Origin of the sequence: Paenibacillus amylolyticus, assembly GCF_001570725.1 — a bacterium.
GTDB classification, from domain to species: domain Bacteria; phylum Bacillota; class Bacilli; order Paenibacillales; family Paenibacillaceae; genus Paenibacillus; species Paenibacillus amylolyticus_A.
Genome location: NZ_BCNV01000001.1, coordinates 3,657,228 through 3,683,317, shown reverse-complemented (window position 1 = coordinate 3,683,317; position 26,090 = coordinate 3,657,228). Strand labels below are relative to the sequence as shown.

Sequence of the window (26,090 nt, the reverse complement as noted above, 5' to 3'; positions counted from 1 at the left end):
AGTTCATGGGTAAGTCCACATCATCTTACTATAGAAGTGATAGGGAGAGAATGAAGCTTGAATGAAGATATGTTGAATGTCGATAGTTCTATGAAGTCGGAAATCTTTCGTTTTGAACTGAACGATGTAGAAGTTAAAATGTTATTGTTGTAAATGATAATTGTTATCAATTATACTTCCATAGGAAAGGGGGAATTATTTTGAACGACGATGATTTAATGTTATGGGATTATACCAATATTCAACTCATGGATATTCGCTATAAGTTTCTAAATCCAGGTGAAGCGTTGAGCTCCTATCGTTTTCCTGCATCTGGATATCTATATATTGCTCGTGGTACCGCTTGTTTTCGGCTCGATGGTGTGAAGCATGATGTTGAACGTTTTTATATCATCCATAGTGGGAAGGGAGGTCATCTGGATATCGGTCCGGTTAGAGAGAGAATGGAATACTATCTGGTGTTATATAAAACTTCTCTCTCCAACACGGCTGTACCGTCTGTCCAAAGACAATTTGAAAGCAGTAGTCCATTTCAAAGGAAATATGCTTTTGCTCCCAATGATCCGGTGGAATTGCTGCTTCAACTTAAGCAAATGCTTCACATCTGGCTGAAGCCCAACTCACTGGAACGATTGCAGGTGAAATCGCAGCTGTATCAGTTTGCGTACGAAGTTGAGAGACAATGGAAGATACATACGGAAGCTAATGTTAAACCTGATCTAGTTGAGCAAGCCACTGCGTACATACGTGAACACTACAGGGAATCAATAACGTTATCCACGGTTGCTGAGCGGCTTAACTATAGTGCTCCATATGTAGCAAAACAGTTCAAAAATAAGACCGGAAACAGTCTCATTGATTATTTGATTCAAGTTCGAATGGAAATAGCCTGTGAATTGCTGGAACAAACAGAGGCTTCTTTACAAGAAGTGGCGTCGGGTGTGGGGTACACGGATGCATCTTACTTTATCCGCATTTTCAAGAAGACGGTGGGAGTAACACCCGGTAATTATAGGTCAGAAGCTCGTGATCAAACGAAAAGAATGGATCGTCCTATAACCAGGCTTAGATTGTCTAATGCAGAACGCAGAGGACAAGGTTATATTGGTAATGAATATGATAATCATTATCAACATATAGAGAGGGACGATTTATCGATGTACAGAAATACCAAAGTATCATTGGGGGCTGTCATGCTGTTATGCCTGACCATTATGGTCAGCGCTTGCGCACCTGCCGGGGGGAATGCAGGCACAACATCTACATCAACTGTAGAAACGCAAACGAGTCAACAGGCCAGCACAACGCCTTCCGGAAGGCTATACACGGACAATCAGGGACATGAAGTCAGTATACCGGAGAAGCCGCAACGTGTTGTGCTTCAGGGCAATTCCATTGGAGATCTGCTTGCGCTGGGTGTACAACCTGTCGGGATCGACCGTAGATTTATTGCCAATTCGGCATATGAGGATAAAGAGATCACGCCCGCAGAGGATATCGGTTTTCCCACGAGTTTTGAGAAAATTCTGTCCCTGGAACCTGATCTGACCATGCTGGGTTATGTACTGGATAAGCAGTATGATGAAATATCCAAAATATCACCGACCGTTGTCTTTGATCAGAATTTGCCATTGAACGAGCGTCTTCCGGTGATCGGGGAGATTGTAGGCAGACAGGATGAGGCCAAGCAATTGCTGGCTGATTACAATGTCAAGGCAGAGAAGATGTGGAGCGAGATACGGGCTCAAGGCCAAGTCGCTGAAGGCGAAACGGCTGTGGTGCTGATGTATTATTGGGATCGGACGATGTATCTGATGAAAACAGGCGGAGTGCCTGAACTGTTGTACCAGCCGCAAGGCTATAAGATGTCTGAGAAGGTGAAAGGCATTGAGCCGGCCGCAGGCTCCCCGTTCATTGAAATCTCACCTGAGCTGATGCACGAGATGCTGGTAGGTGACCATTTGTTCGTATTGTATCCTGAGAATGATGAAGCCGAATCGTCCTTCAAGGAACTGCTGGAAACACCACTGTGGAAAAAGCTCCCCGCTGTGCAAAGTGGAAAAGTTACTTTTATCGAGTCCAAATGGAATTATGAAGATATGCTGACGAGCGATATGCTGCTGGATGAGTTTCCCAAGATGATTGCTGAATAAAGTAAAGTATCGAAAAAGTTTGATCCGAGTATATTCGGGAAAGAGCCCGCGCCATATGGTGCGGGCTTTTTAAATTGTTCATGATCATGACGCTGACTACCTGGACGTACGGTTCTGACTTGATCGTCAAGAATCTGACATTTGAAGCGGTTGGGAGCATCGTATGGAACGATTCGGGCAGGTTACTCCTTTTTTTCGTTGCGGTGGTCTCGTGGAGCTGCTCCCATCACTTTTTTGAACATACGCGAGAACTGAAAGGGGTCTTTATACCCGACGCTGCATGCGATCTCATTCATCGAAAGGGAGGACTTCTGAATAAGCTCGCTGGCACGATTCATCCGGTATTGAATCACATACTGTTGAGGTGTGAACCCGGTGGTGTCTTTGAAGATTTTGGACAGATACTTGCGATTGATCTTCAAGCGTGAAGCCAGTTGTTCGACAGTCAGATCCGTTGCATAGTTGTGCTCGATGAATGTAATGGCCTGTTCCACATATTGACCTCTTGCCCCCGGTGAGGTAACGGGCATGGAGGCTGGGTCCAATATGACGGACAGGAAGGAATAGAGGGCGCCCAACAGCCGAAGTTCGTCTGTCAGGTTATGCTCGGTTGCTTTGAACATCTCCAAAAAGCAGGATTGAATATACTCGTCTCGATTGGACGAAAATACCGGCTGTTCGTTGGATAAAGAGGATCGCTTGAGATAGCGTTCCACCTGCATGCCATTGAATGCGATCCAGGAGTATGTCCATGGATCTTCATTATCGGCTTGGTAATGCGCTAGTTTCTCGGGACTGATCAGAAACCCTTGCCCTTTGCCCAGCGTGTACGTTCGGCCTCCCGTATGAAAACGCCCCTTACCGCTATGGATATAATGGATTTTGTAATAATCACGCACCATAGGGCCTACCTCATGTCCAGGCAAGCACTGCTCTGTACCGCAATAGTACAATTTCAGATCGACGTTATGGATTTTGGAAAAATTCGAGAATTGATATTGAACGATGTCCATTTCGATTCACCCACACTCTCTCCAGCACGACACGCATGGCGACATGATGTCATGAAATGGCGTTATTATGTCATTCGATAATAGCGTTTACAATTTTATAATAGGGATAGGTATGAACTCATTATATCAGGAGGTCGCCATCTCTGAGAATGGAATTGGCGTCAGCGAGGAGGCAGTATGTTGAACGATACTTTATTCCCGGACGGCGTGTGGCCAGTTATGCTCACTCCGTTTACGGAGGACAATGAGATTGACTATACGGCATTAGAAGAATTAATTGAGTGGTATTTAGATAAGGGTGTGCACGGTCTATTCGCGGTTTGTCTTTCTAGTGAAATGCTCCATCTATCGCTACAAGAGAGAGTAGACTTGGCCAAATTCGTGGTGGAGAAAACAAAAGGGAGAGTGCCGGTTGTTGCTTCCGGTCATAATTCGGATGATTTGCAGGAACAAATCACGGAGTTGACGGCAATTGCGCAGACAGGTGTCGATGCTGTCATTCTTGTGACAAGCCGTATAGCAGGTCCAGATGACGACGATGCGGTGTGGAAACGCAATCTGAGCACCATCATGGAACGGTTGCCAGATGTGAGGCTGGGGCTGTACGAATGTCCAATCCCGTACCATCGCTTGTTGTCTCCAGAACTGCTGAAGTGGTGCGCAGATAGCGGACGTTTTTTCTTTCTCAAGGAAACAAGCTGTGATCTGGAACAGATTCGTCAGAAGGTCGCAGCCGTTCAAGGGACACCGCTCAAAATTTATAATGCCAACGGCACTTCGTATCTGGGATCGCTGCAAGCAGGTGCGCACGGCTACAGTGGGATTCTGACCAACTTCCATCCGGACTTGTACGTATGGATCGTTGAAAATTGGCAGCAGGATCAAGCAAGAGCCGAACGATTACAGACCTTGATTGGCCCACTTCACTTGTTCGAGGGGCGTCATTATCCGGTCAACGCGAAGTACTTGCTGCAACAAGAAGGGCTGAAGCTTACGCTTCATTCCAGAGCCAGAAGCAGCGAAGAGCTCAGACCGGTTCACCGTTTGGAGGTAGATCAGTTCCTGGAGCTGAGCCAGCTATTCCGGCAATCTTTGATTACAAAGGATGAGTCTTTTAGATAGGAAATGGAGCTCGCGCACTCGCGGGCTTTTTTTATTGGTAATACTACTTGAACTTCTTCATTAGTTTATCAATAAACACTCTACCTGCTTGACCCAAGAATTTGTCAGAACGATACACGATACCAATATCTCGTTCGGGTGTAGGATCAACCAGATTGATGACGTGATAGAAGCGATCATCCCACGTTTGCAAGAGTGGTTTGGGCAAAATGGTAGCCCCAATATTACTTTTCACCAATCTCATTAATGAAATCATGGCAGACGTTTCGATAATGGGCCTTACATGGAAGCCTTGATCCACACAATTGGCATTGACCAACTGGCGGCAGGGGTGATGATCAGGAAACAATACAAGATTCAAATCTTGGAGTTCCTTCACACTTATTTGTGAACGTGCTGATAATTCGCTGCTTTTTGATACGGCTACTGAAAATGCTTCTGTATATAAAGGCAAATGAACAAGCTTACTGTCTTCCATAACTGGAACGGTAGTGATACCGACATCAATGTTTCCCTCCAACACCTCTTCGACAATTCGATCGGAATCCCGAATCAAAATCTTGATATTCGGAAACTCTTGATGGAACTCAATGATGGCTGGTGTCAGAAGTTCATCAATATCACACGGCAGCACACCCAAAATTAATTTTCCTCGTTGCATGGTACGCAAGTCATTAATTGCATCATAAGCATAGTCCAGGTTTCGGAAAATACGGTTGCACTGTTCATAAAGAATCTGTCCTGCTTCTGTTACCGCAATGCGCTTACCCAAGCGATCAAATAGAGGTGTCCCGATCTCATCCTCTAGCACTTTGATTTGCTGACTTAAAGTAGGTTGTGCGATGTTGAGAAGTTCTGCTGCTTTTGTAAAATGTAACTGTTCGCATACCGTCTTGAAAGCCTCCAAATGCCTCAAATCCATTGTGTCTCTCCCCAATCATTCAAAATCACAATGATTATAATCCAAACTATCAATTTTCGCAATGGAACAAAGTTTGATATACTTCGAGCATGGAACGGCCGCTCCTATATAAAAAAAAGTAGTAATCCTGGAGGTCCATGATGAGAATTGAACAGAATAATCCGTTTGCAAGATTGCCGGAAGTAGCAAGTTTTAATGTGACTAGTTCGGATATTCGTGAAAATAGTGTATTATCAGCTCCACAGCTTTCCGGAAAATTTGGAGTAGAAGGTGGACAAGATATTTCCCCTGAATTGAAATGGTCTGGAGCCCCGGAAGGGACAAAAAGCTATGCTGTTACCGTATATGATCCAGACGCACCAACGGGATCAGGATTTTGGCATTGGTCTGTTTTTAATATACCTGCTGATGTGACAGAGCTGGCGACAGGTGCAGGTAGCGAAGGGGGGGCTTATTTGCCGCCAGGTGCCACTCAATTGAACAACGACGCCTCGTTTGCAGGATTCATCGGTGCCGCGCCACCCATTGGAGACGGACCGCACCGCTATTATTTTGTTGTCCATGCTCTGGATGTTGATGACATCCATATTCCTGCCGATTCAACACCCGCTTTTTTAGGTTTTAATATGCTTACTCATACTTTAGGCAGAGCCGTAATTGTAGTAACCTTCGAAAGATAATAAGTATATGAGAGTTAATCCAACTGCATCGGAAAGGATTTTCTAATCGTAAGTCATAACTGCATCAGTAATTAAAAAACTTCTTAAGCGACGGCCGTTTCCCTGTAATCTGATGGGGGACGGTCGTTTAGTTTTTTCGGGAATCGGTCCTGGTATACATATTCCAGTCTTTGTATAGCTAAAGCCCTGGACGTAGACGGTTGTTGTTTGTTGAAAATGGTGGATTGACCCCTGTTTTTTGTCCACACCGTTGGTAGAGAGATTGAATATTACTATCAAGTGAGCTTATGCCAAATACTGCTAGAGTATGAGGTTCATAAAAAGGTGGGATGGGGAAAATGGCTATTTTATCAACTGGGCCGATAGAAAACAATCCGGTTTCCGGGGTTAGACCAACACAACAGGTAACGATTAGATTGGTAAGTCGGGCTGCTGTGAACTCGGTAACCGTATCCGTTCAGGGTTATGTGCTAAGTACAACTAGAACGCTGTATGTGAGTGAAGTGATCAGTATTGCACCTAACGAGGCAGTGACCAGAAATTATTTTGCAGATTTAGATGCTTTTGAGTTTGTTTTTGGAACAGATGTGGAAGGTGTAGAGGAAGTAGGGATTTCAGTGTGGGGCAAACAAGCTTCGGGACAATTGGTTGATGCACACCGAGTGGTAGCCCACGAAAAAACAGTTAAGGACATCTAACAGATAAGATATACCCAAAAGAGGAGATGTAGCGATGAGCTTTTTATCAACGGGGCCGATTGAAAATAATGCTGTTAGCGGTGTAAGACCGACTCAGACACTTACTGTCAGAATCGATAACCGCAGCGATGTGGCAACCTCAACCATACAAATACAAGGGTATTACCTGGATGGTGGAATAAGGGTTCTGTATGTCAGTGAGTCTATTGACATCACACCCAATCAAGTAATTACCAACAATTATTATGCCAATTTTGATGCCTTCGAGTTTACTTTTACAACATCAGCGACGGTTAATGATCCTGTTCAAGTATCCGTATGGGGTAAGAGCAGCACAGGCGCTTTGGTAACAGCCCATCGGTTGGTTTCTTCCGAACTGCTGGGTGAAATCCCAAGCGTCACCGGAGCCACAGGCGCAACCGGAGCTACGGGAGCGACAGGCACGCCGGGTACTGCGGGAGTAACAGGAGCGACAGGGACACCAGGTACAACGGGAGTGACTGGGGCGACAGGGACACCAGGTACAACAGGAGTGACTGGGGCGACAGGAACACCAGGAACAACGGGTGTAACAGGAGCGACAGGGACACCAGGTACAACGGGAGTGACTGGGGCGACAGGGACACCAGGTACAACGGGAGTGACTGGGGCGACAGGGACACCAGGTACAACAGGAGTGACTGGGGCGACAGGAACACCAGGAACAACGGGTGTAACAGGAGCGACAGGGACACCAGGTACGGCGGGAGTGACAGGAGCCACAGGCGCACAAGGTACAGCAGGAGTAACTGGGGCGACGGGAACACCAGGTACAACGGGTGTAACAGGGGCTACAGGCACGCCAGGTACAGCGGGTGTAACAGGAGCGACAGGGACACCAGGAACAACGGGAGTGACAGGAGCAACAGGCACAGCAGGTTCAACCGGAGCTACAGGTGCATCAGGTTCTGGAGCAATCATTCCTTATGCATCAGGACTTCCAGTGGTTTTGACTACAGTTTTGGGTGGACTTTTGAATACTTCCAGTTTAGTTGGTTTTGGCAACAGTGCTACCGGAGTAAGTGTGAACGGAGGAATTATTGATCTCACAGGCGCTGCGGGCACGTTGCTTAACTTTGCTTTCTCCGCATCGCGTGCAGGAACGATTACTTCACTGGCCGGTTATTTCAGCACGACAGCTGGACTTAGCTTGGTTGGATCTACAGTAACTATAACTGCACAATTATTCCGTTCCACTGCACCTAATAACTCCTTTACAGCTGTACCGGGTGCATTGGTAACCTTGGCTCCTCCACTGACCGGCGTTTTGGCGCTGGGCACAATATCCAGTGGTTTGACTACAGGACTGAGTATTCCGGTATCCGCCGGTGATCGCCTGCTTATGGTCTTCTCAGCATCCGTAACAGCCGGAATTGATGTGGCTACAACCGTAGCCGGATATGCAAGCGGCGGCCTTACCATCACTTAACGGAAATTAACTATATAACAAGTTCATAGACAGGGACCCCTTACGACCATGGTGAGAGGTCCCTGTTTATTTGTGTGCTTTTGTTTTCAAACTCTCTTCAAATGAAAGATAAGAAATATACAAAAACATAAAAAGACGAGGATTGCTCCTCGCCTCGTACATAACGTGGTTTACTGAATTTCACTCTGTTATGGTTAGGCTGTCTACGACAAATTTAAGTTGGGCTTCCAACGAAATCGGGTCGCTAAACACGAAGCCACGGCTGTTCTCGCGATAAACGTGATTATTCTGGACAGCAGGGAGGTTATCCCAGATCGGACCTTCAAAAACGGAATCCCCACTCTCATCACCTGTCCATCCACTAATAAAGATATAGTCTCCTGCGTATTGTGGTAACAATTCAAGTGATAACTTGGCCCATCCTTTGCCGCTATCAATGGCTTCCTTCTGAATAATCGGCGGTGCCTTCAGACCGAACTCGCCATAAATAATGTCTCCACCTCTACCAAAGCTCCCGTAGGCATAAAATTCTTTGGCACTTCCCGTATCAAAAATCGAAACAGTGCGATCACCTACCGCTTGTTCCACGAGTGGTTTGTACTCAGTGATTTTAGCGTCCCACTCTGTGATCCAGGCCTTCGCTTGCTCTTCTCTACCAGTCATCTTGCCGAAATCCATCAATTGCTCCCGCAGAGGTACTCCATATTCAACAGCGACGGTCGGCGCAATTTTGGACAGCTTTTCGATCGTTTCAGGGTCATTCCAAACGACAATTAAATCCGGCTGCAACTCCATGATTTTCTCGTAGGGTACATCGTTACCGATGTTGACAACGTCATCGAGCTTTCCTTCTGTATAACTATTAAAGGACTCATCACCCGTTCCAACAGGCTTAAGGCCCAGCGCTAGCAAATGACCGGTAAAGGCTCCTGCCACCATTACGACCCTTTGAGGTTTTTTTGGGATTTGTACTTCACCGTTAACCGCAGAATAGGTTACCATCTCCGAGCTGCCGGTTGTTGTGTTACTGATATTACTCTCTGCACCTACAGTTGGACTCTGCGTACTGCCAGTGCTTCCATTCGTGTTTGCTGGTCTGGAACATGCGCTAACCAATAGAGTTAGGCACAACAGCAGGGTAATTCCTACAGGTAGTTTGCTTCTATACATCCGTAGATCTCCTTTTTCGCTATGTTGATAATGATTATCATCTCTGATATCAATATAACGACGGAGTTTACGCGGAGCAATGGATGATCGAAGCCTAAGAATAGGACGATAAGATCCTCTCGCCACTTGTCCGGACTCATCCTTGAATTGCTTTGGTGTGACTCCCGTATGCTTTTTGAAGATTCTTATAAAATAGGATACATCACCATATCCGACGCTTGCAGCGACCTCTTGCAGAGATAGCTCGGTCTTTTGCAGCAGCGTTCCTGCTTTGTTCATCCTAATACCGATTAAGTAATCGATTATACTTGCGCCAGTTTCACGTCGGAAGTACTTGGACAGATAAGGGACGCTGTAATGGAAAGTATGCGCGAGTGTTTCCCGCGTCAGCGGCTGGGCGTAGTGCTCCTGCATATAGCGAATAAGCTGAGAAGCAAGGTTAGGTCTAACAATGCTGACCTGCTGTTGATCCATTTGCCTGAGCAATTCATATACAAATTGATAGAATAGTGTTTTGGTATGGAGCCGCTCCATGCGTCCCGGTCTATTCCATTCACCCAGCATACGCTCAGCGATTTCGTAGAGGATGGCAGGATGGTATGGAATAAAACCGTACTGGAGGTGGAAGGGCAATGGTTGATCCGGTTGTTGAAGTGTATGCTGCTTGCCAGGTAGCGGGAAGGAGGCTTTATAGAAAATTAGGTAATAATGAAAGGATTCGTCCGTTGGCATGATGTCCAGACGGGTGTTTTTGCCCCCATGAAGCATATAAAATGGTTTGGTAGCATGCTCATTTCCGTCCAAAATCACAGTTGCACTGCCATGCGTTACGTACAGAAAGGCGCTGGCAGGGAACAGGTAAGGACGTACGCACTCGTCGGCTTGTATGACAATATGTCGTACATCCATGATTTTGAGCGATGCACAATTCCAGATGAGGATGTGCTCTTGTATATTCAAGGTTGCTTTCAATAGAGAGTTGTCTTCCTTCCATGAGCTGTTGAAGCCAGCCTTATATGTGGTGAGGCTATTATATAATAATATTAGTGGCTTTTTGTCACTTTCCAAAACGTTTCCACGTTAGTACCGAATTCTTCTTATAACTGTCGAGTATAAAGACGAAAAATGTTTGATGTCTTGACCTCTCAATGATCTAAAGAAAATCGCCGAATTCTCCATGTGCAAAGTAGAGGACTGTCCGGTATTCTATTCTAAGTGATATTGATTCTCATTACTGAATACTGCAAAGCGAGGAGATTTATTTAATGAAACGAAGAGGTACGTATAGTATCATGTCTGCGGCAATGATATTGGTGTTGATTTTTATTATGGCGGGATGTGGCACGCAGACCGATAGCGGTTCGTCCACCGGAAGCCAGACAGCTTCATCATCAACGGACGCAGGAACTGCGAGTCAGGAAGAGACGGCATCCGCCAACGCTTCACCAACGAAATCTTTCACGGATCCTACCGGAACAAAAGAGATCCCCGTGAACCCGCAGCGCATTTTTTCCATCAGTGCAACAACGCAACTGTTGGCTCTGGGTATTACGCCAGTAGGCGGACTTCAATATGAAATCGATCAGGATTATTATTTGAAAAATGCAGCCAGCGAAGTTGAAATCGCCGGAGACTACCCACCGAATATGGAAGCAGTGACCACACTTCAGCCTGATCTGATCATCGCATCCTCCTTTGTTGAATCGGATGTGATCGAACAATTGGAGAAAATCGCTCCAACGGTGATCTATCCATGGGAAGACAATTTATACGATCAACTAAGATATATTGGCGATATCGTGGGCAAAAAAGCGGAAGCAGAAGAATGGATAACGAAACACGAGGCCAAAGTAGCGGAACGCAAAGCCGAGATGAGTAACCTTGTTGGAGCAGACCGGACGGTGGCGGCTGTTGAAATCTTCAAGGATTCATTCCAAGTCGCAGGTACCCGAAACATGGGGTTCGTATTGCACGATCTGCTTGGATTAAAGCGTATGCCATGGGTTCAGGAAGAGGTTGATAAAAGCGATGGATTCGTCGTGTACACGGAGCCGCAGTCACTGGAGAAATTGCCGGAGCTTACCGCGGATTATTTGATCATTAAGGTCAATGATACCCAACCGGGTTCGACGGAATTTTATGAGAAAATGCAGGAATCAAGCCTGTGGAAAAACCTCCCTGCGGTCAAAAACGGCAACGTCTTCATTGTGCCACATGACAAATGGTGGTCGTACACGTTATTCTCCACGGATGCTTTGCTGGATGAAGCGGTGGAATTGTTCAAACAACATAAGCAATAATGAAGAACTGGTGTAAAAGCTCCCTGGATCAAGGGGGCTTTTCTGCATATCTGAATTGTCGTACAATAAGTTGTAGATGAGAATTGTTTTCATTTAGGAAAAGGTGACATACGGTGGAGTGGCAGAACTTCGATTTGCCCATGGATAATGTGCGTTTACGTTGGATTGGGCTTGATGTATATACGTTTTATTCGGGTATAGAACGCACGATGTTTGCACCCGACAATTATGCAATGTGGGTTATTGATGAGGGAGAAGGCGTTGCCGTTGTGGACGGACAACGCCTTCCGATTGTTCCAAGCAGCAGTATTCTGGTTCTCCCCGGAACGATCTTGGAGTGGGAACATCAGCCTGGACATATTGTGCATGCGCATAAGCTGGAGTTTGATGCAGACTGGGAAGGAGAACCAGAGGAACATCCACTGGCAATGATCGGAAACCGAGTGGTTGCAATTCAGCCTTTGGCCAATCTGATGGAACTACTGGATCAAATTGCTGAGCTACGGACGACCGATATGGGAATGAGCCGCTTTAGGCGGGGAATTCTGCTGCAGGAAGCGATCTTTCAATTTGCGGTCAAGGCTTGTGTGAATCAGCCAGCGAATACCAAGGAGGCTGTGCTGCGGACGATCACTCATATGGAGGAAAATTACCAGCACAATTGGAAGGTGGGGGAGTTGGCTGCTATCGCCTGCGTAGGCACGAGGCAGTATAGCCATATTTTCAGGCAGGTAACAGGAACAAGCCCAATGGATTATTTGCATCGCGTGCGAGTGGATCATGCCAAACGTTTGCTGCGATCATCAAGCCGGGACATACACTCTATTGCCACACAGGTTGGATTCAAGGACGAGTTTTATTTCAGTCGCAGGTTCAAACAGCAAGAAGGCGTGTCTCCCAGCGTTTATGTCAAGAAACATGAGCCGCGTGTTATCGGTCTGCTGTTTACCTCCCATTTGCTTGCACTTGGCATGACGCCGATCGGAGCACCGGATTATCATTTATTCCGCAACGAGTACGTTCGTCCGTATTTGCCTGAGATGAAACCGTTTGTATGGGCACCATACGATCTTGAGGCGATTCGCGAAATGGAGCCAGATCTTATTTTGGGATATGAGCATATGACGACAGGGGAATACGAACAATTTTCCACGATCGCCGAGGTGGTACGCATTCCCTGGCAATCTCAGGACGTATACCAACAGTTAGACAGTGTATCTGCCGTTGTTAACAAACGTAAGAGAAGCAGAGAGTGGATGGAACAACATCAGCTTAAGGTTGCCCAGACAAAGGAGCGACTCTGTTCCACTATCGGACTGCAAGATACGTATGCGGCACTGGTGATCGATGATACGGGCTTTCGCGTGGCAGGTGACCGGAACATGGGGCATGTGCTGTACCGCTCTCTTCAATTGAGGCCTCATCCGCTCGTGCAGCAATTCATTAATGACTATAATGGTCATAATGCGTTCTCGGAAAAGCTTCCATTCGAAGAACTTCACCATTATGACGCGGATCGATTGTTTATCATGGTCAATGGGCAAAACCCGTATGCCGAAGCCGCCTTTCGCAAGCTGTGTCGTTCGGAAGTATGGAGGAACTTAAATGTTGTTCGTAATAAAAACGTACATAAGGTATCCTACGACAAATGGTGGATGTACACACCGCTCGCGGTCGATGGGCAATTGGACGAGATGATCAAGTTAGTGGAGAATGTCTAATCAACGAAATAGGAGCAAACCCTTCCGAACTTTGGAAAATCGATTCCTTGGGGTGATAGGGTAACAAGGGAGAGTTAGTTTTGAATAAACAAAAAATTGTGATTGTTGGTGCAGGGATTGTTGGGGCGTGTATGGCCTATCATCTATCCAAACGAAATCAAGATGTCACTGTTATTGAACGACACCCCGCCGCGGCGCGTGAAGTCACGGAAAAATCATTTGCCTGGATACATACGACGCATAGAGTGGCTCCTGAATACTGGCATTTGTACGATGCAGCTGTGGAAGAATACCACACACTTCAGCAAGAGCTGTCCGAACTGAAAATTCATTGGCATGGAGCGCTAACTTGGGACACTCCGCCTCTAAGGGAGCAACATCGCTCTCAAAAATTAAACCGGGAGCAGCTTGAGGCATTGGAACCGAATCTGAAGGAATATCCGGATGAAGCGGTTTTTGTGAGCGAAGAAGGTGCGCTGGACCCTATAGCGGTAACGGAGCTGTTGTTGAGCAAAGCGCAAGCGTTCGGAGCAAAAGTTCAGTTCGAAACCAACGTTACACAGCTGCAGCAGGAGGGTTCCCGCCTGATTGGCGTTCATACGTCCAAGGGTTTTGTGGAGTCGGATGTCGTGGTATTGGCCGCTGGAACAGGTACACCCGAACTTTGTAACCCGTTAGGTTGTCACGTGCCGGTAACGTCGTCACCTTCCATTCTGATTCGGATGAAAACTGCAAATAAACTGATACACACATTAATCTCCAATACGCAATTTGAAGCGCGTCAACTGACGGATTATACGCTGCTGGCTGCAGAAGATTATATCGACGAGTCGGAGGAAAACGGACCGCAGGCGGTCGGTAAGCGAGCGTTCGACACATTGCGTCGTAGTCTAAAACATGGAAATCAACTGGAACTGGAAAGCATAAAGGTTGGATGGAGACCCATGCCTGAAGACGGTTATCCGATCGTGGGCTTCCAAGATCATAGTAATGGACTTTATCTGACGGTGATGCATTCTGCAATTACGCTGGCACCGCTGATTGCGCATCTGGCTGCAAGTGAAATTATTGATGGCACAAGAAATGAATTAGAACCTTGCCGACTCTCCCGGTTTTTAAGATCACTCCACACTTGAAAAGCACCTAATTCGGAAAGGAGACTTCTTTCTATGAACTATTATTTTCTGGAATCTCAATATCCACTTAGAGGGTTTATTAGTGGCGGAACGACCTTCACTCCCCAATTAGATATGAATTATTTGGCGTTAGAGAATCTGTTGCCAGAGGGGACAACGGCAGAGGTTGAGTTGCTGTCTACGGTGCGCAACCTGAACGTGGATTATTTTGAGACGATTACAGGAACGAGACACGTATCAGATCGTTTTAAAACGCTGTTGGAGGAAACGAAGACAAACACCCAGTTTATTCCGACAACGGTGTGTTACCACGACGGTCGTTCAGTTGAAAAAAACTATTGGACTGTACATCAGCTTGATCGTTTGGATGTTTTCGATTATGAACGTTCGGAATATGGACGCAAAGCGGTCATTGCTGCATCTGTACAACAGCCTCCACGTAAGATCGTCAAAGTTGTATCTCAAATCTGCCTTCATGAAGAGCGAATTGGCGAGCATGAATTTTTTATGCTGGATTATATAAATATCTTCAAACCCATTGTTTCAAAAGATTTTTACGATGTATGCCGAAAACATGGGCTGAATATGAACGTGACAGAGGTCGGAAATGTAAGCATCTAAAATGCTACATGGATATAATGAAAGCACAAAGAAGCCCACGCAAAACGTGGGCTCTTTAGTCTTTATTTTTCCCCGATAGCCACTGGATTCTCCTGATAATTAATTCAATTTCTCCAACTTCCGGAATACAGCTTCACATTTGAGAATCCCGCTTTTTCCAGTGCAATCACATGTGGACAGGTGATTATGCCTGAACGGAGCGCAGTCGTATTCCTAAGGCGGGATCAGATACATGAAATACATACATAATTTCCCTGTAACTTAATTTCGTTTGTTCAAATTTCTGAAGGAGAATCCTCAAGTTTACTAAATATATTTAAATTTTATATGCCTTATATATGATAAGTATATTGACATAAAATTTATATTTATATATTTTTCTTGATATATAGCTTTATAATGTTGTTTTTATTAACAAAAAAACATTGTTGTATATATATTTATATGATAGTGTGTATTTAAGTGTTAGGTAATATTACATAAGTAGTGGGGGGATGTAATGTTTATTAACCGAACCATTAGGAAATTTGGGGTTTCAGTAGGGATTATAGGTATGCTTACATGTGCTTTACCTTCAGTGGGCTTCAGTATGCCGCTGCAACCAACTACCATCGATAAGGTAGAAGGTGATCATTATGTAACGTCTGCGATTGAGAACATTCGCTGGGGATCACTGCCTAATCGAGACAGCTCTCCGATTCTTACTGTACCATCCGGAAGTGCTGTAACATTTGATACGGTATCGCATGAGGGACTGATGGAGGATCAAGGGAGAAATCCCGTGGAGTACTTCGGCAAATTCGGTATCTCACCCGATGGAGTGTTGGATGATGCGAAGGTGATTGCGGCTTCTGCGATTAAGCATGATTATGTAGAAGACGGACCTCATATTATCACTGGGCCAGTAGCGGTTGAGGGAGCGGAGCCAGGAGATGTTCTTAAAGTAGAAGTCCTTTCTTTGCAGACTCGAGTTCCATATGGTGTCATTTCTAACCGCCATGGTAAAGGTGCCCTTCCTAACGAATTTCCAGAAAATACAGGCCCACAAGAGGGAGCTAGCGCAACAAAACCGGAATTATATAATAATGTGTCTATATTTACGCCTATTGAAGAAATCAACGGCAATTGGTATGGTGTATTACCAACAAAAGCTGGCAAAAATGTTCGTTTTCCAATTAACCCGTTTCTAGGTGTTATGGGGGTTGCACCAAATACCAGCGAAGTTGTGAGTTCTATCCCACCTATTGAAACAGGAGGGAATATGGATATTAACGAGTTGGGTGTTGGTGCAACTATCTATTATCCGATTCAAGTTAAAGGTGGGCTATTCTATACTGGAGATCCACACTTTGCTCAAGGAGATGGGGAAGTAGCGTTAACTGCATTGGAAGCTTCCTTAAGGGGGACAGTTCGGTTAACGGTGTTAAAGAAAGGTGATCCATCACTACCACATCGTGGAGAATTCACGCAACCCTTTGCTGAAACAGAGGATTATTGGATTCCAATTGGACTGGACCCTGATTTGGATGAAGCAATGAAAGAATCCGTACGTGAATCGATTCAATTCTTATCCGATAAGCTTGATATGGATAGAAGTGTAGCTTATGCGTATCTATCGGCCGCAACGGATTACGAAGTATCTCAGGTCGTGGACCGAACGAAAGGCGTTCATGGTCTCATTCGAAAGACCGATTTCCTTGAATATGTTGACGTTGCCATGAATGTAGGTGGTATGACAATCGAACCGGTTGTTCATAACGATGAGTTCTACGTACCGATTCGAATCATTTCCGAGCTATTGGGCGGTACAGTGGTGTGGGATAATAAGACGCGTACAACGCAAATCAAATTAGGCGCGAAAAATATAAGTGCTCAAATTGGTTCAGATGTGTATTCAATTAACGATAAACTAGTGTTCAATCGTAACGTACCAAAGCTTTTAAAAGGCGAAACCGTAGTTCCGGTTTCTATTATTAATGAAATACTAGGTGCTTATGTAAACTGGACGACGATCGACAAGACGTTAACAGCAAATGTATCGTTAAGTACAAAGTAATAATAGATTTCATTATTCAACCGTGGTGGACAGATGTCCATCACGGTTTTTTTGTTATCATGAATCAAAACATAGAAAAATACATCGCCGGGGCAGATAAGCCACCTGGCGATGTATTCAACATCGATATACTGCTATACTTCTCTGTCCGCTTCCGTATTACCTGTAGCCACGGGGTTCCCCTCATAGCTAATCCAGTCGCTCCAACTTCCGGAATACAACTTCACATTCGAGTATCCCGCTTCTTCCAGCGCAATCACATTCGGGCAGGCCGAGACGCCAGAACCGCAATACACGATGATCGCACCATCCTTGTCCAGCTTACTGAAACGCTCTTCTAACACCTCTGTATCTGTCCAACGTCCGTCCCAATCCAACACATCTTTCCAAAAGTAGTTCAACGCACCCGGAATATGTCCGGCCTTGGCATCAATCGGTTCCTCTAATCCAGCGTAGCGGCGGGCATCGCGAGAATCGATCAGCACAGCATTGCCACTTGCCGAAGCTTGTTGCACATCCTCAACACTTGCCAGCATCTGCGGCTGCACGTTCACATCAAAGGAAGACGGGATCTGAACGGGCACATCCTGAGTCACCGGGAACTTGGCATTTTGCCAAGCGGAGAAGCCTTCGTCCATGATATACACCTGCTCATGACCCATGTAGCGAAGCAGCCACCACAATCGTGAGGCGTTCATGCCGCACTGATCGTCATAAGCAACAATACGACTATTGGAGCCGATGCCAGCTTTGGAGAGACGACTTGCGAGAACAGCCGGATCAGGAAGCGGGTGACGTCCTCCGTGCGCAAATCCCATGGGTTACAAGTTCCCTTCCCAGCGGTCAAACGAAGGGGTATTGGAGGAATCGATCATCAGAACACCCATGCCTGCACCAAAGTTGGCCATATACAGGAAAAAACTTTTCCCTGCCAGCAATAATTTATATTGAATTTGGAAAGTGAAATCGGAATCGATAGGGAATGATTGTGTTATATGTAAATACAATTTACAATAATGACTGTAGAAAAATACATATTTTAAGGAGAGTTAGATGAGGAAAAAGTATATAATAGCGTTGTTAAGTGTGATTATGTTGTTTGGAGTAGTACCTGCATATGGGACGGGAGCTTCTGAAGATTCTCTAGTTTGGGATAGTGAAAATGAGTTTAGCAGATTCTTTGGAATTAACGTTACGACATTCACAGATAACAAAAGCACAACAAAGTCTATTTATCCTAAGTATGTTCGAGATTCACAAATGGCTGGAGAGTGGATATATTTCTTGGTATCGGACGGGACAGATGAGTGGTTTTTTCAGATCGCTAAAATTAAAAAAGATGGTTCAGCGTTTACTTATATAAGCCAAGATCCAGATTTTTCAAGTATTGATGTTGTAGGAGATACGATTTACTTTTTGAAAAGGAGAAAAGGTGACGAGGATTTTCAAACCCCTTTGTCTTTTGGCTCAATGAGAACAGATGGCACAAAGGAAAAGATTGTTATGTCTAAACCTCCTTTTAACGATGTGGGAATTGATAAATTTATCACGATTAATAAAGGGTATATATACTATAAAAACTATGATAATGACAAATTGTATCGTATGAAGAAAGATGGTACAGGAGCTAAGGTCATATCCTCAAAAGGTGTTTCGGCATACGAATTTTATGGCGATGTTTTGTTTTTTTCTGAGGTGGTGGAAGGACGTTATAATGACAGTTATATAGGTGTCTTTGTAGATCCGAACGGAACTAGAAAGACAACATTTGTCTCGAAGGAGTATACTCTTGACCCTGTAGCATATGTCGATAATAAGTTCTATTATACAACTTTTAAGGCCGTAGACGACGTAGGCAATTTTAAGACAGATATACATGTTTATAGTCGCTATACTGGTAAAACGAACAAGTTGCTTTCTTTGGATACTAATGATCAGTTTTTGGGGAAAGTAGAGGGGGGTTTTGCAGTCCTATCTTCTAAGAAAGATACCGTGTATAAGGTTGGATTTGATGGGAAAGTGAAAAAATAATAATTAGCCCTGATCCATGAAAAAACAGATAGACTATTGAAGAAGAGATTTTAGACATTAGTGAAAGCCCACGGTGAGCGTGGGCTTTTTGTACTTTCCTACACTTATTTTATTTTTCCCCTGTAGCCACCGGATTCTCCTCATAACTAATCCAGTCGCTCCAACTTCCGGAGTACAGCTTCACATTGGAGAATCCCGCTTCTTCCAGCGCAATCACGTTCGGGCAAGCGGATACGCCGGAGCCGCAATACACGATAATCGCACCATCCTTGTCCAGCTTACTGAAACGCTCTTCTAACACCTCAGTACCTGTCCAACGTCCATCCCAATCCAACACATCTTTCCAAAAGTAGTTCAACGCACCCGGAATATGTCCGGCCTTGGCATCAATCGGTTCCTCTAGACCCGCATAGCGGCGGGCATCGCGGGAGTCAATCAGCACGGCGCTACCGCTTGCCGAAGCATGCTGTACATCTTCGACACTTGCCAGCATCTGCGGCTGTACGTTCACGTCAAATGAAGACGGGATCTGCACGGGCACATCCTGAGTCACCGGGAACTTGGCATTTTGCCAAGCGGAGAAGCCTTCATCCATGATATACACCTGCTCATGACCCATGTAGCGAAGCAGCCACCACAATCGTGAGGCGTTCATGCCGCCTTGATCGTCATAAGCAACAATACGACTATTGGAGCCGATGCCAGCTTTGGAGAGACGACTTGCGAGAACAGCCGGATCAGGAAGCGGGTGACGTCCTCCGTGCGCAGACACAGGAGAGGACAGATCTTTTTCCAGATCAAGATAGACAGCTCCTGGAATATGTCCAGCTTCATAGGCTTGTCTTCCAGCCTCCGGCTGACCGAGCAAGAATCGGCAATCTGCAATGACGACATCCGGTTCGTACATTCTGGCGAGCAGCCAGCGCATGGATACAATATTTTTCATGAAAATACACCGCCTTATATGTAGTGGGATGGATTCAACCGGAATCTGCGTGGTGCAGGTCCCAGTTGTTTTTTACAAAAATCCTAATACAAACGCAAGTTACACCACTGTAGGTTCAACAGGCCCTTTGCCAGCGATAGGAGCATCAGCAGGAATGGGTTGAGGTTTGGTTTTGCCATATCGAATGAAAATCCATACTCCGAATATAATGACGACCCCGGCAGACATCTGTAATGCACTGAGGGACTCGCCGAGCAGCATCCAGGCTAGTAATGAAGAGAATACGGGTTCTCCAAGTACGCCCATGGATACCGTCGTGGCATTCATATATTGAAGCAGCCAGTTGAAAAGGTAGTGTCCAAAGATCGTTGGCACAATGGCGAGCAGCAGGAAGATTCCCCACTCTGACGCAGCATAGCCCCCGAACGGATGGCCCATGATCAGATTATATACCGCCAGCGTGCAAGCGGCGACAAAGAATACCCAGAAGTTATACGAAAATGCACTAAGTCCCGCTCGCAAAAATTGACCTAGCAGCATATGGACGGCGACTGCGATTGTGCCAAGTAAAGACAGGACATCACCTTGCAGTGCAGTACCTGCTAACTGGAAATCTCCTGCGCCAATGACGATTGAGCCGAGCAGGGCGATGCCCATGCCGATGATCATCATGCGGTTAATTTTGGCTTTGAACAGCCATACCGAACCGGCAAGAATCAGTATAGGCTCCAGCGCGAGAATAACTGTGGAACTGGCAACACTGGTGAGCCGCAGCGAACCCATCCAGAGCAGAAAATGAAGGGCCAGCATCACACCGGATGCAAGCAGCAAGCCCCATTGCCGTAAGCTCAGGCGTATCATCTCGTGTCTGTATTTCCAGACAAAAGGCAGCATCAGCAGATTGGTCAGAAATAGACGGTACATGGCAATGACCGCAACATCTGCGGTAGACCAGCGTACAAAGATCGAAGAAAAAGAAATGGCGATAATGCCGACAAAGAATAGCAGATAGATGGATCTGCCGGCACGGTTCAAGCTTGTCATGGGTGTAGCTCCTTCTTGAAGTCTGATGGCGTAAATCACTTCATTATACAGGAGAAGGTAACCGCAGGAAAGATAAAGAGAACGAAGAGATAAGTAGATTGTAACCGGGCTTGTAACTATTCTGTCATTCTCCCGATCCATTTTTCTATTAATCTTCTATATAGAGACATGAAACGAGATAATATACCAATAATCGGGAAAAAATGAAAGTAAGGAAGTGGCATGACAGTGAGAGTCCAACAAGAGAGAGCGGGAGAACGTGGCAGTATTCCGCCTAGCACAAGTCGCACGAAAACACATAAACGAAGAAAAATCCGGTATGGAAGGATTAGCATAGCTCTAATGCTCCTGGTACTGTTCGTTACCGGTATTACATATGTATTCCTTGGCATGACACATTGGATCAAAAGCGTTGTGGCGCCGCCTCCGATTACTGTAATAGAACAGCCCGCCAAGCTCGGCATGATACAAGTTACTCCGGATGCGAAGGAGGAGCCGGCACGGTTTCAGGGCCAGGTTCGCAAATTGGCATACATAACGTTCGATGATGGGCCAACTGAATATACAGAACAACTGCTGGATATATTGAAGCAACATGAGGCGAAAGCTACCTTTTTCATGATCGGACGTCAGTTGAATCAGCATCCTGATGCAGTGAAACGGCTGTTGAAGGAAGGTAGTTATCCTGGACTCCACAGCATGACGCATAACTATAAAAAGCTGTATAAGAGCGGCAGTTCCGCAAACTTTGTGAAAGAGTTTAAGAAGGAGCAGAAGATGGTGCAGGACCTGATCGGTGTTACACCTCATCTTATTCGTGCACCTTATGGCAGCAGCCCACAGATCGGTGAAAAGTTCAGAGGTGACATTGCGGCGGCCGGGTTCAAAATGTGGGACTGGACGACAGATTCACTCGATTGGAATCTTCCAGGTCAGCCGGATAAAATTGTGGCTCGTGTGAGCAAAAGTGTACATCGGGATAAGGAAGTGATTCTGATGCATGAGCGGGAGCAGACGGTTCAGGCTTTGCCACGGATTCTGAAACTGCTGGAAGACCGGGGCTACGAGTTCGAAGTATACGATCCGGATGCACATTGGGTAGCCAATTTTAGCGGAGATAGCCGCTTGTAATATAACAACAAGATGATGCAAGAGAGGAAGGGCTTGGGTGCTAACGAGTAAAAAAATGGCGCTTGCGGCAGTTAGCGTATTGCTAATTCTGCTGGCAAGTGGTTGTGGAGAGCCGCAGGAGCCTGCGGCAAATCAGGTGAATCAATTGGTGCTCAGCGGTCAGGTGATCGATCAGAGCTTGAAGGCCTTGGCTGGTCATGAGCAGGAAGACATGAAATTATACAAGACTATTTTAGATAAAGGCAAGAATAAAAACAGTGATCTCGAAGCACTTCTGGATCAGGCAGCAGAGCATATTCATGAACGAAGAACGTTGTTGAAGCAGGCGGAAGAGGCCATGAAAGAAACCAACGAGAAGACGGTGGCCCTGCGCAGCTCCCTTAAGGAACTATCGTTTGAAAATGAAGAAACGTTGGCCCAGGCTGAGAAGGTGTTGGATCAATTTGAAGCAAGAGCACGTGCATTTGAAAATTTCGTGGCTTCGTATCAGCAGAGTCTGAATGCAGATGAGCAGTTATATGGCCTGATGAGTGAAAGTGTGGAACCTAATCTGGTTAAGATCAAGCGAGCCATCCGGGTACGGAATAGCGAATATGCGCAGCTTGCTGAATTCCGAAAGCAATTTAATCTTCAGACCAAAGCATTTAACGGAGCCAATGCGAAACTGGTACAGATGGATCAGGCCAGCTAAGCAGAGGATCTGAGCAACCATTCAGACATTTTGCATGATTGAGCCGCCTGTCTCCCGTGTAAGTACTAGTATACAGCCAAGCCAATGGATGAGAAGCGACATGGACAAGCATCATTGCGTATAAGCTAACGGAGGTGTTCATATGCGAAAAGGAAATACAATGAAAGTCAGTGCATCACTACTGGTTCTACTTATGGGATTCTCGCTTGTGGCCTGTGGGAACAGCAATCCTGCTACACAGCCACCAGTGAATAATACGGAAGAACAGTCACCCGCACCGGAGCAACAGCCGAATGAAAGTGCTGCAATCGAAGCCGAAGGCATTCTGACTGGATGGGCTGATCCGCACACCGTCGAGATTCGAGTGAATGAAGAACCGATGGCATTCCAGGTGGGCGAAAATCTGCAGAAGTCACTGGATGATATCGATGACGAAGATTCCGTTCGTTTCAAATATGTAGAGAAAACCATTGATGCAACAACGAAACAGCTGGTCCTCACTGAGATTGCAAAAATCGAATCAAGTGATGACAATAACGGTTCCAATGCAGGCGGTACTGTAACGTCCGATCGTCCGAAGACGTCAGAGCTGGAAATAACGGTAGAAGGAATGACCGAGAAGCGCCCAGTGACACTGGCACAAGCGAAAGGGTATTCACTTTATGTGTTTGAACCGATGGCTTTTGACGCGGAAGACCAGGAATTATCGATGAAGATTGATCCGGATTATGAGGTAGAGATTGAGAAGCTGCCGGCGGATTACAATCTGGATGCGCTGAGGATGGATGCCAAGGAAGAGTTGTCCGAAACAGGGGAAGTGAAGCAATTAACGGCTGAACAACTCAGCAATGGTCCGATGAAGGATGCACAACTATACATGATGTCCCAGAATGATAAGAAAACAGAGTACTTTATTGTTAAGGAACTGGATGGCAATGGTTTTGTTTTCCACATCCATGCACCGATTGGTGAACCGTCCGAAGGTTTCCTGCCCATGGCATATGCGTCCCTTAATTCAATCATGAATGAGTAGAAAATGGATGAGCTACACGCCTAAGCCAAACGATAAAGTAAGTTAAAACGATACCATTAAACAGCGTGTTTCCTTGAGAGAGGAGATACGCTGTTTTTATTGACGGGGTTACTACATTACAGAGTGTACCGTGCTGTGCAAAGACAAAGAGCCGGAAGGAACAATGCTGATGCATAGGTTCTTCCCGGCTTCTTGGCCATGCTTCTATTCAGTTTGCGGGATCGAACCAGTAACCCTAATAGATCATATCAGGTTAGTATAGTCGATTCCTTGCGCCCTCTCAGTTCTTGATAGCGGGCGATGACATTCTGATGAACGGGATGTTCGTCGGGAATTCCCATGCGTTCACGGATGAAGGTGGAGACACCCTCTTCGCGAATCATGTATTGGAGCTTCATGGCTTCCTCGTCGCGTTCGTCATTGAACAGCATTGCGGCCGCCATAGCAGAAGTTAAATGAGGAATTTCAATTCCGAATTCACTGGCCTGCATCGCTGGGCGAACAAGCCGATCATGAGGCGAAAGCTTGCGAAGGGGGGAACGTCCGACCCGGGTAACCTGATCCGTCAGGTTGGGATTGGCGAAGCGTTCCAGTATGGTGTCGATATATTTGTTATGCTTCTGAGCGTTGAATCCGTGCTTCTGGATGAGCATTTGACCGGTCTCTTCCATAACATGGCGCACCTTGGCCCGCAGGGTGGAATTACTCATCACCTGGCGGATCGTCTTGAATCCTTCGAGATAGCCGAAGTATGCGGCGACACAGTGGCCTGTATTTACCGTGAACATTTTACGCTCAATATAAGGTTCAAGCGAATCCACATAGTGGACGCCATCTATTTTCTTAAAACCATCTAGAAGTGCTGGACGATGAACGACCCATTCGTAAAAAGGTTCAACAGTGACCTGCAGCGGGTCCTTGTGGTTTTGAGCCGGAACAATTCGGTCCACAGCTGCATTGGGGAAAGAAACATAACGTTCGGCTTTATTACGGGTTGATTCATCCAGGAATGGATAGATGCGTTTTTTCAGTCGGGTGCTGCCACCGATGGCGTTCTCGCAAGCGATAATATGCAGCGGAGCCTGATTATTGTTTTTCATGCGAAGTTGAATGCCTTTGGCGATCGGCTCAGCGATATCTCCGAGTGCAGATACACCCACGGCGGTTGTGATCAGATCGGCTGAAGCGATCTCTTCCGCAACACGATCCACTTCACTCACATTGATGGCAGTCACGTTGTTGACAATCGTTGTATCCTGATCCCTATTTGCCAGGGTAATCGGATATTCCTGTCTCTGTTGAAGCATGGAGATTTTCTTCGGGTTACGTGCGACAAAGCAGACTTCGTAGTCGGAAGCGGACAACATATGACCGATAAAACCGCGGCCTATATTGCCCGCACCAAAATGTACAGCTTTCATGTGTGAACTCCCCCTTTAAGGATTAAATCGCGAAATTCGTGCAGACCTTAGACGGTAGTGACGAGTGGCTTCGAAATCAAATCGTTAAATGCGAGGTCGGTCAAGCAAGACAGCCGTTGGTGAGGCATATCGAATTCCAATGTTCCTGTGATGGTATTCGAGATGACTACGCAGTGCATACCAGCCGCAGCAGCTGCACGCGCGCCGTTAGGTGAATCCTCAATCGCTACGGCTTCGTCTGCAGTTACTCCAAGGGCTTCAAGTGCTTGATTGTAAAGTTCTGGGTCAGGCTTAACATTCGCAACATCATCTGCCGTACGGATGACTTCAAAATAATCTTTCAGTTTCAGTTGTTCCAGATGCTGTTCGACCCACTCTCTTTTGGAGCTAGAGGCCACAGCCAGTTTTAGTCCTGCTTCACGTGCTTGATCAAGATATTCTTGAATGCCCGGACGAACCACCTCTTTGTTCATCAATGCAGCGTGCTGTAGCTGAACAGACTCCCTGAACGCTTCCCGATCGATCGGAAGATTCAAATCTGTGATGAGGTACTCATATGGATTAAATGTTTTCAGACTGGTACCGATGCATTGTGAATACATCTCCAGGGTTAAATCCACGCCGTGTTCCTTGTAAGCATCACGAAAAGCAATATACCATGCTGTCTCTGTATCAATAATCGTTCCGTCGAAATCAAACACCAGTGCCTTAATCATAAATTTGTTCCTCCTGT

General features: G+C 45.9%; 22 protein-coding genes. 14 read left to right on the top strand and 8 right to left on the bottom strand.

Annotated elements, in window-relative coordinates; genetic code table 11:
- The first annotated feature begins 200 nt into the window (after positions 1–200).
- Positions 201–2,153 carry an AraC family transcriptional regulator gene (locus PAHA3_RS16345; RefSeq protein ID WP_062835640.1) on the top strand — a complete coding sequence of 651 codons (1,953 nt, stop codon included), beginning with the start codon at positions 201–203 and terminating at the stop codon, positions 2,151–2,153.
- Positions 2,154–2,335: 182 nt separating this feature from the next.
- Here PAHA3_RS16345 and PAHA3_RS16340 read toward each other — a convergent pair whose 3' ends face one another.
- Positions 2,336–3,166, bottom strand: a complete 831-nt coding sequence (locus tag PAHA3_RS16340) for an AraC family transcriptional regulator (protein ID WP_062835639.1) — start codon at positions 3,164–3,166, stop codon at positions 2,336–2,338.
- 180 nt (positions 3,167–3,346) lie between these two features.
- Between PAHA3_RS16340 and PAHA3_RS16335 the strand changes: the two genes are divergently transcribed.
- Positions 3,347–4,288, top strand: coding sequence for a dihydrodipicolinate synthase family protein (locus tag PAHA3_RS16335; protein WP_371327918.1), 942 nt, complete (start codon positions 3,347–3,349; stop codon positions 4,286–4,288).
- Between the two features lie 43 nt (positions 4,289–4,331).
- On the opposite strand, the gene PAHA3_RS16330 is transcribed toward PAHA3_RS16335, so the two are convergent.
- On the bottom strand, positions 4,332–5,210 hold the full coding sequence (locus PAHA3_RS16330; protein WP_062835637.1) for a LysR family transcriptional regulator: 879 nt from the start codon (positions 5,208–5,210) through the stop codon (positions 4,332–4,334).
- A 140-nt stretch (positions 5,211–5,350) separates the two neighbouring features.
- On the opposite strand from PAHA3_RS16330, the gene PAHA3_RS16325 reads away from it, so the two are divergent.
- From PAHA3_RS16325 to PAHA3_RS16315, 3 genes are all read left to right on the top strand, one after another.
- The gene (locus PAHA3_RS16325; RefSeq protein ID WP_062835636.1) at positions 5,351–5,890 is read left to right on the top strand and encodes a YbhB/YbcL family Raf kinase inhibitor-like protein; all 540 of its coding nucleotides are present in this window, start codon (positions 5,351–5,353) and stop codon (positions 5,888–5,890) included.
- A gap of 338 nt (positions 5,891–6,228) precedes the next feature.
- Positions 6,229–6,588, top strand: a complete 360-nt coding sequence (locus tag PAHA3_RS16320) for a hypothetical protein (RefSeq protein ID WP_062835635.1) — start codon at positions 6,229–6,231, stop codon at positions 6,586–6,588.
- 34 nt (positions 6,589–6,622) lie between these two features.
- Positions 6,623–8,056, top strand: coding sequence for an exosporium glycoprotein BclB-related protein (locus PAHA3_RS16315; RefSeq protein ID WP_062835634.1), 1,434 nt, complete (start codon positions 6,623–6,625; stop codon positions 8,054–8,056).
- 180 nt (positions 8,057–8,236) lie between these two features.
- Here the strand turns inward: PAHA3_RS16315 and PAHA3_RS16310 are convergent, their stop codons facing one another.
- Positions 8,237–10,135: an AraC family transcriptional regulator gene (locus tag PAHA3_RS16310; protein WP_153028223.1), complete on the bottom strand. Its 1,899-nt coding sequence runs from the start codon at positions 10,133–10,135 to the stop codon at positions 8,237–8,239.
- Positions 10,136–10,491: 356 nt separating this feature from the next.
- On the opposite strand from PAHA3_RS16310, the gene PAHA3_RS16305 reads away from it, so the two are divergent.
- The 5 genes from PAHA3_RS16305 to PAHA3_RS16285 all read left to right on the top strand — a co-directional run bounded on the left by PAHA3_RS16305 (position 10,492) and on the right by PAHA3_RS16285 (position 17,060).
- Positions 10,492–11,526, top strand: a complete 1,035-nt coding sequence (locus PAHA3_RS16305; RefSeq protein ID WP_062835632.1) for an ABC transporter substrate-binding protein — start codon at positions 10,492–10,494, stop codon at positions 11,524–11,526.
- A 113-nt stretch (positions 11,527–11,639) separates the two neighbouring features.
- The gene (locus PAHA3_RS16300; protein ID WP_062835631.1) at positions 11,640–13,247 is read left to right on the top strand and encodes a helix-turn-helix domain-containing protein; all 1,608 of its coding nucleotides are present in this window, start codon (positions 11,640–11,642) and stop codon (positions 13,245–13,247) included.
- An 80-nt stretch (positions 13,248–13,327) separates the two neighbouring features.
- Positions 13,328–14,383 carry an NAD(P)/FAD-dependent oxidoreductase gene (locus PAHA3_RS16295; RefSeq protein ID WP_062835630.1) on the top strand — a complete coding sequence of 352 codons (1,056 nt, stop codon included), beginning with the start codon at positions 13,328–13,330 and terminating at the stop codon, positions 14,381–14,383.
- Positions 14,384–14,416: 33 nt separating this feature from the next.
- Positions 14,417–15,004, top strand: coding sequence for an imm11 family protein (locus PAHA3_RS16290; RefSeq protein ID WP_062835629.1), 588 nt, complete (start codon positions 14,417–14,419; stop codon positions 15,002–15,004).
- Between the two features lie 499 nt (positions 15,005–15,503).
- A complete protein-coding gene (locus PAHA3_RS16285; RefSeq protein WP_082762825.1) occupies positions 15,504–17,060 on the top strand; it encodes an acetamidase/formamidase family protein in 1,557 nt (518 codons plus the stop codon).
- A gap of 134 nt (positions 17,061–17,194) precedes the next feature.
- On the opposite strand, the gene PAHA3_RS16280 is transcribed toward PAHA3_RS16285, so the two are convergent.
- The gene (locus tag PAHA3_RS16280; RefSeq protein ID WP_371327917.1) at positions 17,195–17,878 is read right to left on the bottom strand and encodes a sulfurtransferase; all 684 of its coding nucleotides are present in this window, start codon (positions 17,876–17,878) and stop codon (positions 17,195–17,197) included.
- Positions 17,879–18,113: 235 nt separating this feature from the next.
- Between PAHA3_RS16280 and PAHA3_RS16275 the strand changes: the two genes are divergently transcribed.
- Positions 18,114–19,091, top strand: coding sequence for a DUF5050 domain-containing protein (locus tag PAHA3_RS16275; RefSeq protein ID WP_062835628.1), 978 nt, complete (start codon positions 18,114–18,116; stop codon positions 19,089–19,091).
- Between the two features lie 109 nt (positions 19,092–19,200).
- Here PAHA3_RS16275 and PAHA3_RS16270 read toward each other — a convergent pair whose 3' ends face one another.
- Entirely contained in the window at positions 19,201–20,037 is an 837-nt protein-coding gene (locus PAHA3_RS16270) for a sulfurtransferase (protein ID WP_062835627.1), read from the bottom strand.
- A gap of 99 nt (positions 20,038–20,136) precedes the next feature.
- Positions 20,137–21,081 carry a DMT family transporter gene (locus PAHA3_RS16265; protein WP_062835626.1) on the bottom strand — a complete coding sequence of 315 codons (945 nt, stop codon included), beginning with the start codon at positions 21,079–21,081 and terminating at the stop codon, positions 20,137–20,139.
- A gap of 222 nt (positions 21,082–21,303) precedes the next feature.
- Here PAHA3_RS16265 and PAHA3_RS16260 point away from each other — a divergent pair, with 222 nt between their 5' ends.
- The 3 genes from PAHA3_RS16260 to PAHA3_RS16250 all read left to right on the top strand — a co-directional run bounded on the left by PAHA3_RS16260 (position 21,304) and on the right by PAHA3_RS16250 (position 23,936).
- Positions 21,304–22,212, top strand: a complete 909-nt coding sequence (locus PAHA3_RS16260) for a polysaccharide deacetylase family protein (RefSeq protein WP_062835625.1) — start codon at positions 21,304–21,306, stop codon at positions 22,210–22,212.
- 37 nt (positions 22,213–22,249) lie between these two features.
- The gene (locus tag PAHA3_RS16255) at positions 22,250–22,903 is read left to right on the top strand and encodes a YkyA family protein (protein ID WP_062835624.1); all 654 of its coding nucleotides are present in this window, start codon (positions 22,250–22,252) and stop codon (positions 22,901–22,903) included.
- A 142-nt stretch (positions 22,904–23,045) separates the two neighbouring features.
- Positions 23,046–23,936: a hypothetical protein gene (locus PAHA3_RS16250; RefSeq protein ID WP_062835623.1), complete on the top strand. Its 891-nt coding sequence runs from the start codon at positions 23,046–23,048 to the stop codon at positions 23,934–23,936.
- Between the two features lie 248 nt (positions 23,937–24,184).
- Here the strand turns inward: PAHA3_RS16250 and PAHA3_RS16245 are convergent, their stop codons facing one another.
- Both PAHA3_RS16245 and PAHA3_RS16240 read right to left on the bottom strand, forming a co-directional pair.
- Positions 24,185–25,357: a mannitol-1-phosphate 5-dehydrogenase gene (locus PAHA3_RS16245; protein ID WP_062835622.1), complete on the bottom strand. Its 1,173-nt coding sequence runs from the start codon at positions 25,355–25,357 to the stop codon at positions 24,185–24,187.
- 47 nt (positions 25,358–25,404) lie between these two features.
- Positions 25,405–26,073, bottom strand: a complete 669-nt coding sequence (locus tag PAHA3_RS16240) for an HAD family hydrolase (RefSeq protein WP_062835621.1) — start codon at positions 26,071–26,073, stop codon at positions 25,405–25,407.
- Between the last annotated feature and the right edge of the window lie 17 nt (positions 26,074–26,090).